The 15,488-nt window shown below is 72.4% G+C and carries 18 protein-coding genes; 6 read left to right on the top strand and 12 right to left on the bottom strand.

The window, feature by feature from the left end; translation table 11 throughout:
- Positions 1-14: 14 nt before the first annotated feature.
- The 4 genes from ACQP2X_RS47480 to ACQP2X_RS47495 all read right to left on the bottom strand — a co-directional run bounded on the left by ACQP2X_RS47480 (position 15) and on the right by ACQP2X_RS47495 (position 2,951).
- Positions 15-1,163: a tetratricopeptide repeat protein gene (locus ACQP2X_RS47480; protein ID WP_498692814.1), complete on the bottom strand. Its 1,149-nt coding sequence runs from the start codon at positions 1,161-1,163 to the stop codon at positions 15-17.
- Positions 1,164-1,230: 67 nt separating this feature from the next.
- Positions 1,231-1,704, bottom strand: coding sequence for a 2-C-methyl-D-erythritol 2,4-cyclodiphosphate synthase (gene ispF, locus ACQP2X_RS47485; RefSeq protein ID WP_498692817.1), 474 nt, complete (start codon positions 1,702-1,704; stop codon positions 1,231-1,233).
- 9 nt (positions 1,705-1,713) lie between these two features.
- On the bottom strand, positions 1,714-2,418 hold the full coding sequence (ispD, locus tag ACQP2X_RS47490) for a 2-C-methyl-D-erythritol 4-phosphate cytidylyltransferase (RefSeq protein WP_498692819.1): 705 nt from the start codon (positions 2,416-2,418) through the stop codon (positions 1,714-1,716).
- A gap of 47 nt (positions 2,419-2,465) precedes the next feature.
- Positions 2,466-2,951 (bottom strand): CarD family transcriptional regulator, encoded by a 486-nt coding sequence (locus ACQP2X_RS47495; protein ID WP_030443670.1) that lies wholly within the window; start codon positions 2,949-2,951, stop codon positions 2,466-2,468.
- A 351-nt stretch (positions 2,952-3,302) separates the two neighbouring features.
- Here ACQP2X_RS47495 and ACQP2X_RS47500 point away from each other — a divergent pair, with 351 nt between their 5' ends.
- On the top strand, positions 3,303-4,070 hold the full coding sequence (locus ACQP2X_RS47500) for a hypothetical protein (protein ID WP_498692820.1): 768 nt from the start codon (positions 3,303-3,305) through the stop codon (positions 4,068-4,070).
- Between the two features lie 10 nt (positions 4,071-4,080).
- On the opposite strand, the gene ACQP2X_RS47505 is transcribed toward ACQP2X_RS47500, so the two are convergent.
- Genes ACQP2X_RS47505 through ACQP2X_RS47520 form a run of 4 tightly spaced genes read right to left on the bottom strand, consistent with a single transcriptional unit; the run spans position 4,081 to position 7,527 of the window.
- Positions 4,081-4,569 carry a DUF6023 family protein gene (locus ACQP2X_RS47505; protein WP_498692821.1) on the bottom strand — a complete coding sequence of 163 codons (489 nt, stop codon included), beginning with the start codon at positions 4,567-4,569 and terminating at the stop codon, positions 4,081-4,083.
- The gene (locus tag ACQP2X_RS47510; protein ID WP_498692822.1) at positions 4,566-5,627 is read right to left on the bottom strand and encodes a type III polyketide synthase; all 1,062 of its coding nucleotides are present in this window, start codon (positions 5,625-5,627) and stop codon (positions 4,566-4,568) included. The genes ACQP2X_RS47505 and ACQP2X_RS47510 overlap by 4 nt, the downstream gene beginning before the upstream one ends.
- Before the next feature lie 38 nt (positions 5,628-5,665).
- Positions 5,666-6,820 (bottom strand): acyl-CoA dehydrogenase family protein, encoded by a 1,155-nt coding sequence (locus tag ACQP2X_RS47515; RefSeq protein ID WP_498692823.1) that lies wholly within the window; start codon positions 6,818-6,820, stop codon positions 5,666-5,668.
- Positions 6,817-7,527 carry a methyltransferase domain-containing protein gene (locus ACQP2X_RS47520; protein WP_498692825.1) on the bottom strand — a complete coding sequence of 237 codons (711 nt, stop codon included), beginning with the start codon at positions 7,525-7,527 and terminating at the stop codon, positions 6,817-6,819. The genes ACQP2X_RS47515 and ACQP2X_RS47520 overlap by 4 nt, the downstream gene beginning before the upstream one ends.
- A gap of 46 nt (positions 7,528-7,573) precedes the next feature.
- Between ACQP2X_RS47520 and ACQP2X_RS47525 the strand changes: the two genes are divergently transcribed.
- From ACQP2X_RS47525 to disA, 4 genes are all read left to right on the top strand, one after another.
- A complete protein-coding gene (locus tag ACQP2X_RS47525) occupies positions 7,574-8,401 on the top strand; it encodes a UbiA family prenyltransferase (protein WP_498692826.1) in 828 nt (275 codons plus the stop codon).
- Positions 8,402-8,485: 84 nt separating this feature from the next.
- Positions 8,486-9,229: a hypothetical protein gene (locus ACQP2X_RS47530; protein WP_498692827.1), complete on the top strand. Its 744-nt coding sequence runs from the start codon at positions 8,486-8,488 to the stop codon at positions 9,227-9,229.
- Between the two features lie 29 nt (positions 9,230-9,258).
- Positions 9,259-10,689: a DNA repair protein RadA gene (radA, locus tag ACQP2X_RS47535; RefSeq protein ID WP_498692829.1), complete on the top strand. Its 1,431-nt coding sequence runs from the start codon at positions 9,259-9,261 to the stop codon at positions 10,687-10,689.
- A gap of 51 nt (positions 10,690-10,740) precedes the next feature.
- Positions 10,741-11,928, top strand: coding sequence for a DNA integrity scanning diadenylate cyclase DisA (disA, locus tag ACQP2X_RS47540; protein ID WP_498692832.1), 1,188 nt, complete (start codon positions 10,741-10,743; stop codon positions 11,926-11,928).
- Between the two features lie 109 nt (positions 11,929-12,037).
- Here the strand turns inward: disA and ACQP2X_RS47545 are convergent, their stop codons facing one another.
- The 4 genes from ACQP2X_RS47545 to ACQP2X_RS47560 all read right to left on the bottom strand — a co-directional run bounded on the left by ACQP2X_RS47545 (position 12,038) and on the right by ACQP2X_RS47560 (position 14,434).
- A complete protein-coding gene (locus ACQP2X_RS47545) occupies positions 12,038-12,553 on the bottom strand; it encodes a 2'-5' RNA ligase family protein (RefSeq protein ID WP_498692834.1) in 516 nt (171 codons plus the stop codon).
- On the bottom strand, positions 12,554-13,324 hold the full coding sequence (locus ACQP2X_RS47550) for an adhesin (protein ID WP_498692836.1): 771 nt from the start codon (positions 13,322-13,324) through the stop codon (positions 12,554-12,556).
- Positions 13,325-13,406: 82 nt separating this feature from the next.
- Positions 13,407-13,934, bottom strand: coding sequence for a peptide deformylase (locus tag ACQP2X_RS47555; RefSeq protein ID WP_498692837.1), 528 nt, complete (start codon positions 13,932-13,934; stop codon positions 13,407-13,409).
- Entirely contained in the window at positions 13,931-14,434 is a 504-nt protein-coding gene (locus ACQP2X_RS47560) for a glycine cleavage system transcriptional repressor (RefSeq protein WP_498692839.1), read from the bottom strand. The genes ACQP2X_RS47555 and ACQP2X_RS47560 overlap by 4 nt, the downstream gene beginning before the upstream one ends.
- A gap of 21 nt (positions 14,435-14,455) precedes the next feature.
- Between ACQP2X_RS47560 and ACQP2X_RS47565 the strand changes: the two genes are divergently transcribed.
- Positions 14,456-15,352, top strand: coding sequence for an HhH-GPD family protein (locus ACQP2X_RS47565; protein WP_498692840.1), 897 nt, complete (start codon positions 14,456-14,458; stop codon positions 15,350-15,352).
- Positions 15,353-15,488: the final 136 nt, after the last annotated feature.

Here is a 15,488-nt window from a genome sequence, read left to right on the forward strand (position 1 = left end):
CGGCCTCGCGCGGGTTAACGCCTGGTCAAGATCAAAAGTTCGGCCACCGCCGCCAGCACCATCGCCGACACCAGCGCCACGATGCCACCGGCCAGGGCATAGACGAACAAAAGCAGAGGAGCGACAAAGCCGACGTACGCCGCCGCGGCCAACCGCCGATCGTGGGCCCGCAGCCGGGTCAGCGCGGCCGCGAGCGGCTCCGGAACGTTCCGGTTCAGCGCCACGATCACACCCACGAAGATCAGCAGGCCGATCAGCCCCGCCCACATCCGCGAGATGCCGTCGCTGGCCAGCGTCATCAGCCCCGCGAGGACCGCCGCGACCTGGGTGGCGTTCGCACCGTAGAGGGCGAACCGCCGCACCTGCTCGGCCGAGCTCCCCGACACGTCGAGCACGGGCCCCGACGGCCGGCTCACCGCGGGCACCTCGGTCCAGTGCGCGGTCACCGGCTCCGCTTCCTCGGGCCGGTCCGGCGCCGGATAGGCCCGTGGGAACGGCGACGGATAGTCCCCGTCGGCGTCCGGCGCCACCGGCAGCGTCGCCTCGTCGGCCAGCTCCTCGAGGGCCCGGGCCCAGCGCCGCCGCTCGAACCGCACGATGCCCATGTCACGCTGGGCGTCACCGATGGCCGGATCAAGGTCCAAGGCCTGGGCGTACGCCCGCTGGGCCAGATCGAAAAGCCGCAACCGCGCCGCCACCACGGCCAGGACCAGATGGGCTTCCGCCTCGGCCGGAGCCACCCGAACGGCATTCCAGGCGGCGTTCAGCGCCTCCTGCCCGTTGCGGGACTCGCTGAGGAGCGCCGCCCCGGTCCGCTGCGCGTAGGCATCGGCGGGCCACTGCCGCAGAATGTCCCCCGCGACCCGGGCCGCCTCCCCGAACTTCCGGCTGTCGGCCAGGGCCATGGCCCGCACGACGAGGGCGGTGATCTCGGCCGGCGCCGCCGCGGCGGCCCGCTCGGCGGCGACCAGAGCCTCGGCGGGCTGCTCCGCGGCCAGATGGATGCGCGCCAGGGTGGCCAGAAGGCTGGCCTCGTCGGGCGCGACGGTGAGCCCAGCCGCGATCTCCCCGGCCGCTTCGTCATAGCGGCCGAGGTCAGCCAGGAGCAGAGCCCGCTGCCGGTACTCTTCGGGCGTGGTCTCGGGATCCAGAGGCGCGGCCACGAGTCGAGGGTAGGCGCTCCCGCCCAACGTCACCTGTGGGGGTGCACGCCGCCCTCCCCGCCGGCGCTCAGACCGAGGCGATCAGAGCGACGGCCATGGCGGCCAGGCCCTCGCCGCGGCCGGTCAGGCCCAGACCGTCGGTGGTGGTGCCGGAGACGGTCACGGGGGCACCCACCGCGGCCGAGAGGGCCTCCTGGGCCTCGGCGCGCCGCTTGCCGATCTTCGGGTGGTTGCCGATCACCTGGATCGAGACGTTCACCACCTCGAACGACGCCGCCCGCACCAGCCGGGCCGTCTCGGTGAGCAGGGCCGAACCGGACGCGCCGGCCCACTCCGGCCGCGACGTGCCGAAGTTGCTGCCCAGATCGCCCAGCCCGGCCGCGCCGAAGAGAGCGTCGCAGGCGGCGTGGGCGGCCACATCGGCGTCGGAGTGCCCGGCCAGCCCGACCACGTCCGGCCAGTACAGACCGGCCACCCAGCAGGGCCGCCCCGGCTCGAAGGCGTGCACATCCGTCCCGATACCGACCCGCTGATTGATCACCGGCCCAGGCTACCGACGGTCCGGCGAAAGGCTGATGAGCGCCTCGGCCAGAATCAGGTCGAGGGGGCGGGTGATCTTCATGGCCAGCTCGGAGCCGGGAACACAGAGCACCGGGAGGCCGGCCTTCTCGACCAGGCCGGCGTCGTCGGTCAACTGGTCGGCGGCGGTCTCGTGGGCGGCGGCCAGGATGTCGTGGCGGAAGCCCTGCGGGGTCTGGACGCTGCGGAGCACCGAGCGGTCGACCGTGCCGAGGACGGTCTCGCCGGGGGCCACTTCCTTGATCGTGTCGACCACGGGCAGGGCCGGGATCACCGCGGGATGGCCGTCGCGGACGGCGGCCGCCACCGACTCGATCAGGTCGGGTGGGGTGAGGGCGCGGGCCGCGTCGTGCACGAGCACGATGGGGATGTCGGGTGGGACCTGGGCCAGCGCCCGGGCGACCGATTCCTGCCGCTCGGCCCCGCCGGCCACCACGGTGACCGGCGCGACCGGCGCCAGCAACTCCTGAACCGCCTCGACCTCGGCCGCTGGAGCGGCGACCACGATGAGGCGCACCGACGGCGCCGCCGCGACGCGGCGGACCGCGTGCACGAGCAGCGGCTCGCCGGCGAGCAGGCGCAGAGCCTTGGGCCCGCCCGGGCCGAGCCGCAGGCCGGCACCCGCTGCCGGAACCAGGACCGCGACGTCACCCCGAGCACTAAGCTGCGCGGTCACGTCGCGGTCCTGAGAACACAAGTTTTGATGTTGTGTCTGTGGGTAGATCAGGCCTCGGTGAGGACCTTGTCGAGGAGAACCTCGGCCTCGTCCTTGGTGCTCTTCTCCGCAAGAGCGACCTCACCGACCAGAATGTCACGAGCCTTCGCGAGCATGCGCTTCTCGCCGGCCGAGAGGCCGCGCTCACGCTCACGACGCCAGAGGTCGCGAACGACCTCGGCAACCTTCAGGGGGTTACCGGAGGCAAGCTTCTCGAGATTGGCCTTGTAACGCCGCGACCAGTTGGTCGGCTCCTCGGTGTGCGGAGCGCGGAGGACGTCGAAGACCTTACCCAGGCCTTCCTCGCCAACCACTTCGCGCACGCCGACGATCTCGGCGTTCTCAGCGGGCACCCGAACAGTCAGGTCGCCCTGGGCGACGCGCAGGACCAGATACTGCTTTTCCTCGCCCTTGATGACCCTAGTCTCGATTGCCTCGATGAGTGCGGCCCCGTGGTGGGGGTAAACAACGGTCTCGCCGACACTGAAAACCATAGGTTCGAAGCCCCTTTCGCTGTGTCTAGGGTAACACGCTCAGGCAGCGATGTCCCACCCTGCCGGTGACTGTTAGTGCAGCTCAGAGGCCCTGTGACGGGCCTTTCTACGGCTTGACAGAAGCGCCGCGAGCTGCCTTCGTAACGCAAAGTGACGAAAGGGTGACCGCTTTGACCCCTGGGTCGGATATTTCGTACCTAGGGCGTTTGTGAGGTCAAGCTTATCGCTAAGGTCCGGAAGCACGCACTACTGGCGGTGGAGCGCCGGGTGAGGAAGGCTGGGTGGCAAGGTCCCCGACCGAAGAAATGCCGAAGTAGGAGTGGGCTGGTCGGCTTGGGGGGAGGGTGAGTCATGGCTGGTGCGAGCGACAACGGCGGATGGTCGTCGGATGGCGGTTCGCCGGACGACCTGCCCGACCTGCCCGAGGAGTGGGGCGTCATCGTCATCCCCGACGATCTCTCCGAGCTGTCCGACGAGGTCGACGCGGTCCGCGAGGAGCTGCGGCTCACCGGGCCGCCCACGCGATGGCAGCGCTTCGCCCGCCGCCCCGCGGTCCGCCGGGTGCGCCGGCTCGCCGGCAAGGCCATGCGGGCCCCGGTCCTGATCATCTCGATGGCCGTGCTGGTCACCGTGGCCAGCCTCTTCGCCTCGGCCTGGCCCGGGCCACCACGCCAGCCCACCGCTCAGCGCACGGCCGCCACCACCAGCGAGCCCGCCACCGAGCTGCCCGCGCTCGAGCTGTTCGGCTCCGACGGCCGCACGGTCCCGATCAACCGGCAGCTACCCGCTGTCATCCTGCTCATCGACGGCTGCGCCTGCGCGAAGCTCATTTCCGACACTGTCGTCGCCGTCCGACCCGAGATCGCCGTGCTCACGGTGACGTCGGCGGCCAGGGCGAGCACCGCCGTCACCCCGCCCACGAACACCACGCCCCAGGCCCAGGGCAAGATCTTGCGGGCGCTGTACGACCCCACGAGCACCCTGCGCACCCATCTGCGGCTCCCGTCGCCCGACGGCGTCGCCGCCGCCCTGCTGGTCGACGGCAACTCCAAGATCGTGCGCCTGTTCCCCCGCACCGCCTCGATCGAGGACATCCGCCCCGATCTTGCCCGCCTCTGACGGTCGCGGGTCAGCCGATGCGGACCAGGGAGTAGCGGAAGACGACCTCGCTGTCCTGGCCGGCGGCCACGGTCATGCGCAGGGCGTCCGAGAGCTGGACCGGAAAGGTCTCCGGCGAGCGCTCCTGCTCACAGCTCATCCCGAGGCCCGAGTCGCCGCCGATGCCGCTGAAATCGCCGAAACCGCCCTCGGAGTTGTCGAGCGACACCCGCACCGTGCTGCCCACCCCGCCCACGCAGACCATCGCCACCGAGTACTGCCCCGACGGCACCTCCGTGGAGACCTGCTGCTCGGCCCCGGGGGTGAGGGTCATGGTGGCGCCGTCCTCCTGGGTGCCGACGTCCGGCAGCAGCCGCTCGGCCGTTCGCCGCCACTGCTCGGCCTGGCTGGTCGGCCGTGTGTCGTCCGGCGCGGTCACCAGCCACCACGCGGCGCCGCCGGCCAGCAGCACCGCCGCCATCGAGTACAGCACCACGCCCCGCTGCCGATCGGTCGTCACCCTGTGACTGTAGAGGCCTCCAGCAGCGTTCCGTAGAGCGTGAGACCCGGCCCGAAGGCCAGCATCACGACCCGTCGCGGCGGCGCCGGACGGCGCCGCAGGGCGTCCAGCACGAGCAGGACCGTCGGTGAGGAGCAGTTTCCGTACGTCGCCAGCACCTCCCGCGACGGCGCCATGGCCTCGTCGGCGAGCCCCAGCTGTTCCTGCACCACGTTCAGGATCTTGGGGCCGCCGGGGTGGACCGCCCAGCCGTCCACGTCGGCCACCCTCAGCCCGTGCCGGGCCAGCATGCTGTCGACCAGCTCGCGGACGTGCAGCTTCAGGACCGCCGGCACGCGCGGGGACAGCCCCATCCGGAACCCGAGATCGGTCACCTCCCACGTCATGTGATCGGCCGTCGTGGAGTCCGTGACGGCGGCGACCTCCCGTACGGCGTACCCCTGGGAACCCGGAGTGACCACGACGGCGGCCGCCGCATCCGCGAAAAGCGCGTGCGACACGATCTGCTGCATGTCCACCCGCGCCGCCGCCGGTTGGAGGTGAAGGCTGGTCAGCTCCGCGCAGAGCAGCAGGGCCGGCTTGCCCTGGGCGACCACGTAGTCGGCCACCGAGCCCAGCCCGGGCAGCGCCGCGTAGCAGCCCATGTGCCCGACGAAGAGCCGTCGCACGCTCGGCGACATGCCGAGATCGCGGGCGAGCAGGATGTCCAGCCCGGGCGTCGCGTATCCGGTGCACGAGCACACCGCGAAGAGCCCGAGCTCGTCGGCGACGATCCCGGCGTCGGTCAGGGCCCGGCCCACCGCCTCCTTGCCGAGCGGTATCGCCTCGACCTGATAGCGGCGCATCCGCCGCTCGGTGGACCAGTCGGAGACATCCTCGAGCAGCGGGCTCACCGCGGCCTGCCGGGTACGCACCCCGGAGTTCTCGAAGATCCGCCGGACCAGCGCCCGCCGCTCGGGTGGGTAGTGCCGTGCGAAGTAGCCGTCCCACAGATCGTTCTGCACCACGGACGGCGGTAGAGCGACTCCTACCCCGGCGATGGTCGCGTCGTTATTCACTTACGCCTCCCCAGGCCACTCTTACCCCGCAGAAGCCGCTACCAACGTGGCGCGGATCCGTCCGAGTCGGGATCACCGCCGAGCGCGTCGACGCCGAGCCAGTCGGCGCACACGTCGCTGGTGGCCGGTTGCAGCGAGCCGGCCCGGGCGTCGCGGTAGAGGCGCTCCAGCGGATGACCGCGGCGCATGGCCGACGTGCCGGCCGCCTCGAGCATCGACGCCGCCACCTCGGCCGCGGTCGTGCCGGCCAGCAGCTTGGCCCGCCACACCCAGCGGGTGGTCTCGGCCTCGCCGGGCTGCTCGTCGACCCGGCGGGCGGCCTCCATCACGGCCAGGTGGGCCGCGGCGACCGCGGCGTCGGCCCGGCCGATCCGCGCCCGCACGGCCGGCAGGTGGCCGAGCTTGCGCTGGTTGACGTGCTCGACCGCGGCGTCGACGGCGGCCCGGGCCACGCCCACGTAGACGGCGGCGTAGCTGGCCACCATCCAGTGCGGGGCGAGCTGGGCGATCACCAGCGCCAGGCCCTCGACGCCGCCGAGCAGCGCACCGGACGGGACGGTCACGTCGACGTGCAGGTCGTGGGAGCCGGTCGCGCGCATGCCGAGGGCGTCCCACGTCGGCTCGACGCGCAGGCCGTCGCCGGCCGGCACCAGGAACTGCGAGACCTGGTCGGGGTCGTCGGCGCTGCGGGCGGCGACCAGATAGGCGTCGGCGTGCCCGGCGCCGGAGCAGAAGGTCTTGGCGCCCTTGATGTGGAAGCCGCCGTCCACGTGCTCGTACGACGTGGTGATCTTGGAGAGGCGGGAGCCGGCGCCGCGCTCGCTCATGGCCACCGCGTACCAGGAGCCGTCGGCGGCCGCCCGCAGATGCTCGTCGCGGGCCCGCAGCGCCTCGTCGGCCAGCCCCAGGGCCTCGGCCAGCTCGTCGCTCACCCCGGCCAGGGCGCCGGTGACCGAGGCGTGCATGTTGAAGATCAGGGCGGTCGCGCCGTTGCCGCGGGCCAGCTCGTAGGCGACCGCCGCGTAGTCGGCGAAGCTCGCCCCGGCGCCGCCCAGCCGCTTCGGCGTCATCAGGCCGAAGAACCCGGCGTCGCGCAGGTCGGCGAAGTCGTCGGCGGGGAAGGAGCCGTCGCGGTCGTGCTCGGCCGCGCGGGCCGCGAACCGGGGCGCCAGCCGCCGGGCCTCTTCGATCATCGGGTGGCCTCCTTGCGGCCGCGCCCCTGATAGAGCACGGCGGTCGAGCGGGTGGGAACGATCCGGCCGCCCGCGCCCTGGCCCAGGGCCAGCCAGCGGAACAGCCCGGCCGCGCTGGGGCGCAGGCCGCGCACCTCGAGGCGTACGCCATGAAGGGCGAACTCGGCGGTGAGCCGGCCCGGATCGACGAAGAGGGCGGGATCGTGCAGCCCGACCGGGGCCACCCCGATCCACTCGCCCAGGGTGACCGTCACGAAGCGGCTGAGCGCCCCGGAGTTGACCGTGTCCAGCACCAGCAGGCCGCCCGGCCGCAGCACCCTCGACAGCTCGGCCACGGCGGCCGGCAGGTCGGTGACGTGCTCGAGGATCTCGCCGGCGGCCACCACGTCGGCCGAGCCGGTGGCCAGGGGCAGGGCCAGCACGTCGCCGCGCACCGGCGTCACCCCGCGCTGGGCCGCGTGGGCCAGGCCGGAGCCGCGCAGGTCGACGCCGACGTGGCGATATCCCTTGCCGGCCAGGTGGGGCGCGAGCAGTCCGCCACCGCAGCCCGCGTCGACCAGGACGGCGCCGGGCGAGACGGCGGGCGGGATCAGATCGGCCCGGGCCGCCGCCAGCCAGTGCAGGAGTTCGAAGCCTCCGCCGGGGCGCCACCACTCGCCGGCGAGGTCGTCGTACTGACGCGGATCGTTACGCGGCATCGACGGCATGTGATCGAGCGTGGCACGCATCGGGCACAACCACCACACTGCTTTCATGTCCCGCGCCCTCGCGTTGATCAAGTCGTCCCATCCGGAACCGGGCGGGGCGGTCACCGTGGCCATGACCCTGCTGGCGATCGGGGCCGGTCATCGGGGGTGGGCCATCCTCGGCGTCTTCCTCGCGGTCGGCGCCACCCAGCTCTCCGTCGGCTGGGTCAACGACTGGCTCGACGCCGACCGTGACCGCCGCGCCGGCCGCGGGGACAAACCCGTGGCGTCGGGGGCGGTGAGTCGCCGTACGGTCGGAACCGCGGGTTTGATCGCCTCTCTGGCCATCCCTCTCCTGGGCCTGCCGTTCGGGCTGTGGCCGACGGTCCTCATCTCGCTGGTCGGCGTGTTCGCGCTGCTCTACGACTGGCCGCTGAAGTCCACGGTGTTCTCGGTGGTGCCCTATCTGGTGGCGTTCGGGCTGCTGCCGGCCTTCGTGGTGGTCGCGCTGCCGGGCCATCCGGCGCCGCCGGCCTGGCTCGTGGCGGCGGGGGCGCTGCTCGGCGGCGGCGCGCATTTCGCCAATGTGCTGCCCGATCTCGCCGACGACGCGGAAACCGGGGTGCGAGGACTGCCACATGTGCTAGGCGCCACCGGATCGGCGGTCGCGGCCGCGGTGCTTCTTCTCGCCGCGACCCTCACGCTGGTCTTCGGGCCCGCCGGGCCTCCGTCGTGGGCGGGCTGGGCGGCGGCCTGCGCTTCCGTCGTGGTCCTGCCGCTTGGGTGGTACGCCATGACGCGCGCCTCGGGACGGGCGGTGGCGATGTTCCGGGCGGTCATCGTGGTCGCCCTGATCGACGTCCTGCTGCTGATCTTCAGCGGCCGGGTGGTGTGAATGGACGGGTCGGCGCACGTGGCCGATCGCCGACCTCTAGGCTGGGGCTTACGCCCTTTGGTGTTCTTTTCTTGGAGGATCGTGATGCGCTCGCTGGGAACCCGCCGCGTCGCACTGGCCGCGGGTGTCGCCACGGTCGCCGTGATGGCGCTGACCGGCTGCTCGGCCGGCCAGGTCGCCGAGACCGCCATTCTGAAGACGCCCATCTCGGGCCTCAACACGCAGAGCCCCGACGGGCGCCTCGAGATCCGCAATCTCCAGGTGGTCTACAACAGCCCCGAGGGTTACGCGGCCGGTGAGAGCGCTCAGCTCGAGCTGAGTCTCTACAACACCACCACCTCGTCGATCCAGGTCTCGATCAGCAGCGCGCCGCAGCAGCAGGGCTCGACCAACAACGTCGTGTCGGCGCAGCAGATCGGCCTGACCGGCGGCGCCGCCGCGGCCTCGCCCGCGCCCAACCCGGAGCCCTCGGGCAGCCGCGCGTCGCAGGACGAGCAGCCCGGTGGTGTCCCCTCGGCCGACGCCAGCGCCCCGTCGCCCGCGTCCGGCACCGTGCCGAGCGCGCCCAGCGAGCCCGCGCAGCCGCAGGTCGAGCCGGCCCAGATCACCATCCCCGCGCTGAGCAGCGCCACCTTCCTCCCCGAGGACGAGCAGAAGGTGCTGGCCCTCGGCCTGTCCGGCAAGCTCGCCCCGGGCACCTCGCTGGCCCTGACCTTCGAGGTCAGCGGCGTCTCGCAGCCGCTTCAGGTCGAGGCCCCGTTCCAGGTGCCGCTGTCGCCGGCCTCGCGGGGCCCGGCGGTCGACGAGCACGAGAACACCGAGGAGTAAATGTCATACCCGGCGGCTAACTTGTCGGGGTGACTTCTTCTTCGACCCGCTCGGCCAAGGCCGCTCGCCCGGCCTTCGTCTGTGACGCCTGTGGGCACCAGCCACCGAAATGGCTCGGCCGGTGCCCCGAGTGCGGCGAGTGGGGCTCGGTCATCGAGTCCACGGTGACCACGCCGCTCGGCGCCGGCCGGGTGGTCAGCTCGCGCATGCCGGCCGAGCCGGCCCGTCCCATCGCCCAGATCAGCGCCGCGCCGGCCAAGGCCGTGCCGACCAATGTCGGCGAGCTCGACCGGGTGCTCGGCGGCGGCCTGGTCCCGGGCGCGGTGGTGCTGCTGGCCGGCGAGCCCGGTGTGGGCAAGTCCACACTGCTGCTCGACGTGGCCCAGCAGTGGGCCGCCCACTCGGGCTCCGCGTCCCTCGTGGTCAGTGGCGAGGAATCGGTCAGCCAGGTCCGCCTGCGGGCCGAGCGGCTCGGCGCCCTGCACGAGAAGCTCTACCTGGCCTCCGAGAGCGACCTGTCCGCGGTCATGGGCCACCTCGACGCGGTCAAGCCCGGCCTGCTCGTGCTCGACTCGGTGCAGACCATCTCCGCCCCCGGCACCGAGGGCGTCCCCGGCGGTGTCACCCAGGTCCGCGCGGTCACCGCCGCCCTGGTCGGCGTGGCCAAGGAGCGCGGCATCGCCACCGTCCTGGTCGGCCACGTCACCAAGGACGGCCAGGTGGCCGGCCCCCGCGTGCTGGAGCACCTGGTCGACGTGGTGCTCCACTTCGAGGGCGACAAGCATTCGTCGCTGCGCCTGGTGCGCGGCGTCAAGAACCGCTTCGGCGCCGCCGACGAGGTCGGCTGCTTCGAGATGCACGAGGGCGGCATCGCCAGCCTCCCCGACCCGTCCGGCCTGTTCCTCACGCGCTATGCCGAGCCCGTGCCCGGCACCTGCGTGACAGTGGCCATGGAGGGCCGCCGTGCCCTGGTCACCGAGGTGCAGGCGCTGATCGGGGCCGAGGTGCAGGGCTCGCCGAGGCGTACGGTGTCGGGCCTCGACAGCGCCCGGCTGGCCATGGTGCTGGCCGTGCTCGAGCGCCGCACCAAGCAGCTCAAGCTCTACAACCGCGAGGTCTTCGCCGCGACAGTGGGCGGCATCCGGCTCACCGAGCCGTCGGCCGACCTGGCCATGGCCCTGGCCGTCGCCTCCGGCGGGCTCGACCTGGCCATGGCGCCCCACCTGGTGGCGATCGGCGAGGTGGGCCTGACCGGCGAGATCAGGCGGGTCGGCGCGGTCGGCCGGCGCCTGGCCGAGGCGTCCCGGCTCGGCTTCAAGGTGGCGCTCGTGCCGCCCGGCTGCGCCCCCGAGAGCAGCGGCTCGCTGAAGGGCATGGAGGTCATCGAGGTGGCCGACCTGCGCTCCGCGCTGCAGTCCGCGGCCCGGGCCTCGGCCGCCCACGGTGGTGACCGTCGGTGATTCATCGAACCACGCCTCGTTGACGTGGAAGAGGGTCCGTAGAATGTACAGGTGCCGCTCGACCGCGATGGTTCCAAGCCCGCCGCCGCCTCTCCGTCGCCACGACCAGGCGTGAACGGTTCGGCCCATCGTGCGGCGACCACTCCCAGCACCGGCCTCACCGGCGGCGGCGTGACCGCCGATCCGCTCCGCGCCAATCTGGCGCTGATGGCGCCCGGCACGGCCCTGCGCGACGGCCTCGAGCGCATCCTGCGCGGCCGCACCGGCGCGCTGATCGTCCTCGGCTACGACGCCGTCGTCGAGACGATCTGCACCGGCGGCTTCCCGCTCGACGTCGAGTTCTCGGCCACCCGCCTGCGCGAGCTGTGCAAGATGGACGGCGCGGTCGTGCTCTCCAGCGACGGCACCCGCATCGTGCGGGCCGCCGTCCACCTGATGCCCGACCCGTCCATCCCGTCCGAGGAGTCCGGCACGAGGCACCGGACGGCCGAGCGTGTGGCCAAGCAGTCCGGCTTCCCGGTCATCTCGGTGAGCCAGTCGATGCGCATCATCGGGCTGTATGTGAACGGCCAGCGCCACGTCCTCGACGACTCGGCGGCCATCCTGTCGCGGGCCAACCAGGCCCTGGCGACCCTGGAGCGCTACAAGCTCCGCCTCGACGAGGTCTCGGGCACGCTGTCCGCGCTGGAGATCGAAGACCTGGTCACGGTGCGTGACGCGGTGGCGGTCGTGCAGCGCCTCGAGATGGTCCGCCGCATCGCCGACGAGATCTCGGGCTACGTGGTCGAGCTCGGCACCGACGGCCGCCTCCTGGCCCTCCAGCTCGACGAGCTGATGGCCGGCGTCGACTCCGACCGCACCCTGGTCATCCGCGACTACCTGCCGAGCGGCCGCAAGGCCCGCACGCTGGACGAGGCGCTGGTCGAGCTCGACCTCCTCACGGCCACCGAGATGATCGACCTGGTCGCGGTGGCCAAGGCGATCGGCTATCCGGGCGCCTCCGACGCGCTGGACGCGGCGGTCTCCCCCCGGGGCTTCCGCCTGCTGGCCAAGGTCCCCCGCCTGCCCACCCAGATCGTCGACCGCCTGGTCGACCACTTCGGCAGCCTCCAGCGCCTCCTGGGCGCCACGGTCGAAGACCTCCAGGCCGTCGACGGGGTCGGCGACGCCCGGGCCCGGGGCGTCCGCGAGGGCCTGTCCCGCCTGGCCGAGGCGTCGATCCTCGAACGCTACGTCTGACCCGCGCCCACCTGATCCCCGCGTCCTCCTCGCGGCAGCCACGCCACCCTCGCCGGCCCCACCCCCGCGCCAACCCCCGCCGCGCGCGGCCTCGCGGGCAGCGATCGGGTCAGGGCAGTGGCTCGGCGATGCCGTTCGCGTGGTCGGTGACCGAAGCGCCGGTGACCGTGGCGGTCACGGGCAGCATCTCCAGGCAGCGGCGGATGGCGGGAGCCATCACCGGGTTGGGGACGCGCATCGAGACCGTGCAGTGGGGGACCCACTTGCCGGGACGGTAAAGGTCCCACGTCTCCACGCCGGCCGCGGCCAGACGATCGTGGACCTCGCGATGGTGGTCCAGCAGCTCGGCGGTCGGTGTCACGCCCAACCACAGCACCCGGCCCACGAACTGGCCGACGAAATCGAGGTGCAAGGTCAGCGGGCGGGCCACCGTCATGTCCGACAGGGCCGCGACCACGGCCGACGGCGGCAGCGTCCGCGCGGCGGCCAGCGAGACGTGTGGGCGGTGCTTGTCGTTCAGCAGCGACGCCATAGTGGGCACGCCCTCTTCCTCGAGGGCGCGCCACAAAGTCCGTACCCGTCTGGTCGCGTCGACGTCCAGATAAAGCTCTAAGGCAGCTACCACTTAGGACACGATGGTCAACGTCACCGGCTGGCTGACCAGGGTGCCGAGACGGCCGCGGAGCTCGAACGTGCCGGGCGGCGGGTTCGGGCCCGAGGCGGCGCCGTTGGTGCAGCTGCTCGACTGGCGGCCGTTCCAGGTCACCTTGTAGTTGAGCTCCTGGCCCGCGGTCAGCTGACGGACATCGCTGCCCTTGGCGCTGCTGCACGTGTCCGACGACCAGTACTTCTGCGCGCCCGAGTCGATGTAGAGCTCCTGCGGGTCGGCGCCGACGTCGCGCGAGCAGGTGCGGGTGCCGATGTTCTTTATCTTGAGCTCTATCTGAACGGCGTTGCCCCGCTTCAGCTGCGTCTGCGCCGGCACCGGGGTCACCTGCATCTCGGCGTCCGTGCAGCCTCCGCCGGCCGGGGCGTTGACGTTCGCGTTCTGGCCGCCGTTGGCGCCATTGGTGGCCGCCGTGTTCGCCGGCAGCGTCGGGCCGGTGGCGGTGGCGGTGGGCTGCTGCCCCGGCTGCTGCGACTCGACGTCACCCGGGTCCGGCAGGGACGGGCCGCCGCCCGTGGCGCCGTCGAGGAACGACGGCTCGGTGGTCGGCGAGGACGCCGGCGCCGGCGTCGGAAGCTGCGACGACGAGCTGCCCTTCGGGTTGTCCTTGTCGTCGTTGCCGGAGCAGGAAACGAACAGCACGATGATGCCGAGCAGGACAGCGCCCAGCACGACCGCACGACGCCGCCAGTAGACGGCGGAAGGAAGGGGACCAACCGTCGATCGCATAGTGGGGTCACCGTAAACCCGGACGGCACCGACGAAGGCCACGACGCGCCGGGTTATGCGACACCGACTCACCACTTTGTCGTTAGAGATAGACCTTGCGCTGGTAGATGGCGTGCGCCCCGGCGACCCGATCGAGAAAAAGCTTCCCGTCGCAATGGTCGATCTCGTGTTGCAGCGCCCGCGCCTCGAACGCGTCGGTGGTGACGGTCACCGGCTCGCCGCTGCCGGGCAGCACCGCCGAGACGACGACCCGGCCCGCCCGCTTCACGTCACCGGTCAGGTCGGGCACCGACATGCAGCCCTCACGGCCGGCCTTCCAGCGGCTGGCCTCGATGACCTTGGCATTGCAGAGGACGAACGTGCCGTGGACGGTGGACGCCTTCGGATGGCCGGTCACGTCGACGCAGAAGATCTGGGCGCCGACGCCGACCTGGGGCGCGGCCAGCCCGACACAGCCGGGCGACACCCGCATGGTGGCGACGAGGTCGGCGGCCAGCCGCACGGTCGCCGGGCTCAGCGGATCGACCTCCTCGCCGACCGCGCTCAGCACGGGCGCGGGCGCCGTGACGACGGGCAGCACGCGGCCCTCGGGGCCGTCCCAAGAGATCACAGGATCTCCGGCTCGGCCTGGCGCAATGTCACGTCGACGCCCAGCTCGGCGGCGGCCACGGCCAGCTGCTCGGCCAGCTCGTCGCCGGCCGCGCGCGGCAGGTCGACCTCGGCCACCAGCACGTACAGGGCGCCGAGGAGGCGGGTCGACAGGTCGGTGATGTTCCCGCCGGCCGCGGCCACGACCCGCGTCACGGCGGCGACGATGCCGAGCCGGTCGGCGCCGTGGACGCTCACCACCCACGGTTCGCCGTCCTTCACCCCGTACGACTCCGGGGAGACCGAACGCACCTGGGTGACCAGACCGGAAAGCCCGCCGAGCGCCGCCTCGGCCTCGGCCGGGGCCGGGCCGGTGCAGATCAGCGTCATCGTGAAGTGCCCGCGCAGGCGGGTCATGGTGGAGTCGGTCAGGTTGGCGCCGACCGCGGCGAGCGCCTCGGACACGTCGGCGACGATGCCGGGACGGTCCGGCCCGATCACGGTGATGGCCAGCTCATGCACTCACCTACAGTAAGACCTGCCATGACTCTCGCCGAAGACGCCATCGCCTGGTACGACGCCCATGCCCGCGATCTGCCCTGGCGGCAGCCCGACACGACCCCGTGGGGGGTGCTGGTCAGCGAAGTGATGCTCCAGCAGACCCCCGTGGTCCGGGTCGAGCCGGCCTGGCACGCCTGGATGAACCGCTGGCCCACACCGGCCGCGCTCGCCGCCGATCCGCCGTCGGAGGCGATCCGCATGTGGGGCCGGCTCGGCTATCCCCGCCGGGCCATGCGGTTGCACGCGTGCGCGGTGGCGATGGTCGAACGACATGGCGGTGACGTGCCGTCCGATCTCGATCAGCTGCTGGCCCTGCCCGGGGTCGGCACCTACACCGGCCGGGCGGTCGCGACCTTCGCCTACGGCCAGCGCCACCCGGTGGTCGACACCAACGTCCGCCGGGTCGTCTCCCGCGCGGTCGAGGGCAAGCCGGACGCCGGCCCGGCCACGACGGCGGCCGATCTGGCCGCGATGGAGGAGTTGCTGCCTTCGGATGTCGCCAAGGCGGCCCGGGCGAGCATCGCCTTCATGGAGCTGGGCGCGATCGTCTGCACGGCCCGTTCCCCGCGCTGCCCGTCGTGCCCGTTCGAGAAGATTTGCGCATGGCGGCTCGACGGCTCTCCCGCGCTGGAGGGGCCGAGCCGCAAACGGCAGACGTACGCCGGCACGGACCGCCAGGTGCGCGGCCTGCTCCTCGAGGTCCTGCGCCACGCGACCGGCCCGGTGCCGAGGCAGCGCCTCGATCTGGTCTGGACCGACGAGGTGCAGCGGGCGCGGGCGCTGTCCGGCCTGGTCGACGACGGCTTGGTCGAGCCTTTCGGCACCGGGTCGTTCGTGCTGGCCGGAGACGCGCCTTCGCCCGCGCCGCAGGCCCTGTGACGCGCGCCGCAAGCCCTGCGAAGCACGCCGCAAGCCCTGCGAGCCCGCCGCAAGCCCCTCCGAAGCACGCCGCACGTTCCCCTGTGAAGCGCGCCGCAGGCCCGGCGAAAGGGGTCTGCGCATGCGGCGCCGCTGG

Origin of the sequence: Actinoplanes sp. CA-131856 (assembly GCF_050956135.1) — a bacterium.
Classification (GTDB): Bacteria; Actinomycetota; Actinomycetes; order Mycobacteriales; family Micromonosporaceae; genus Actinoplanes.

Excerpts from the sequence above, each read along its gene's own strand:
- ACQP2X_RS47495 (WP_030443670.1), bottom strand. The coding sequence starts at position 2,951 with ATGGTTTTCAGTGTCGGCGAGACCGTTGTTTACCCCCACCACGGGGCC.
- ACQP2X_RS47500 (WP_498692820.1), top strand. The coding sequence starts at position 3,303 with ATGGCTGGTGCGAGCGACAACGGCGGATGGTCGTCGGATGGCGGTTCG.
- ACQP2X_RS47515 (WP_498692823.1), bottom strand. The coding sequence starts at position 6,820 with ATGATCGAAGAGGCCCGGCGGCTGGCGCCCCGGTTCGCGGCCCGCGCG.
- ACQP2X_RS47520 (WP_498692825.1), bottom strand. The coding sequence starts at position 7,527 with ATGCCGTCGATGCCGCGTAACGATCCGCGTCAGTACGACGACCTCGCC.
- ACQP2X_RS47525 (WP_498692826.1), top strand. The coding sequence starts at position 7,574 with ATGTCCCGCGCCCTCGCGTTGATCAAGTCGTCCCATCCGGAACCGGGC.
- ACQP2X_RS47530 (WP_498692827.1), top strand. The coding sequence starts at position 8,486 with ATGCGCTCGCTGGGAACCCGCCGCGTCGCACTGGCCGCGGGTGTCGCC.
- ACQP2X_RS47550 (WP_498692836.1), bottom strand. The coding sequence starts at position 13,324 with ATGCGATCGACGGTTGGTCCCCTTCCTTCCGCCGTCTACTGGCGGCGT.
- ACQP2X_RS47565 (WP_498692840.1), top strand. The coding sequence starts at position 14,456 with ATGACTCTCGCCGAAGACGCCATCGCCTGGTACGACGCCCATGCCCGC.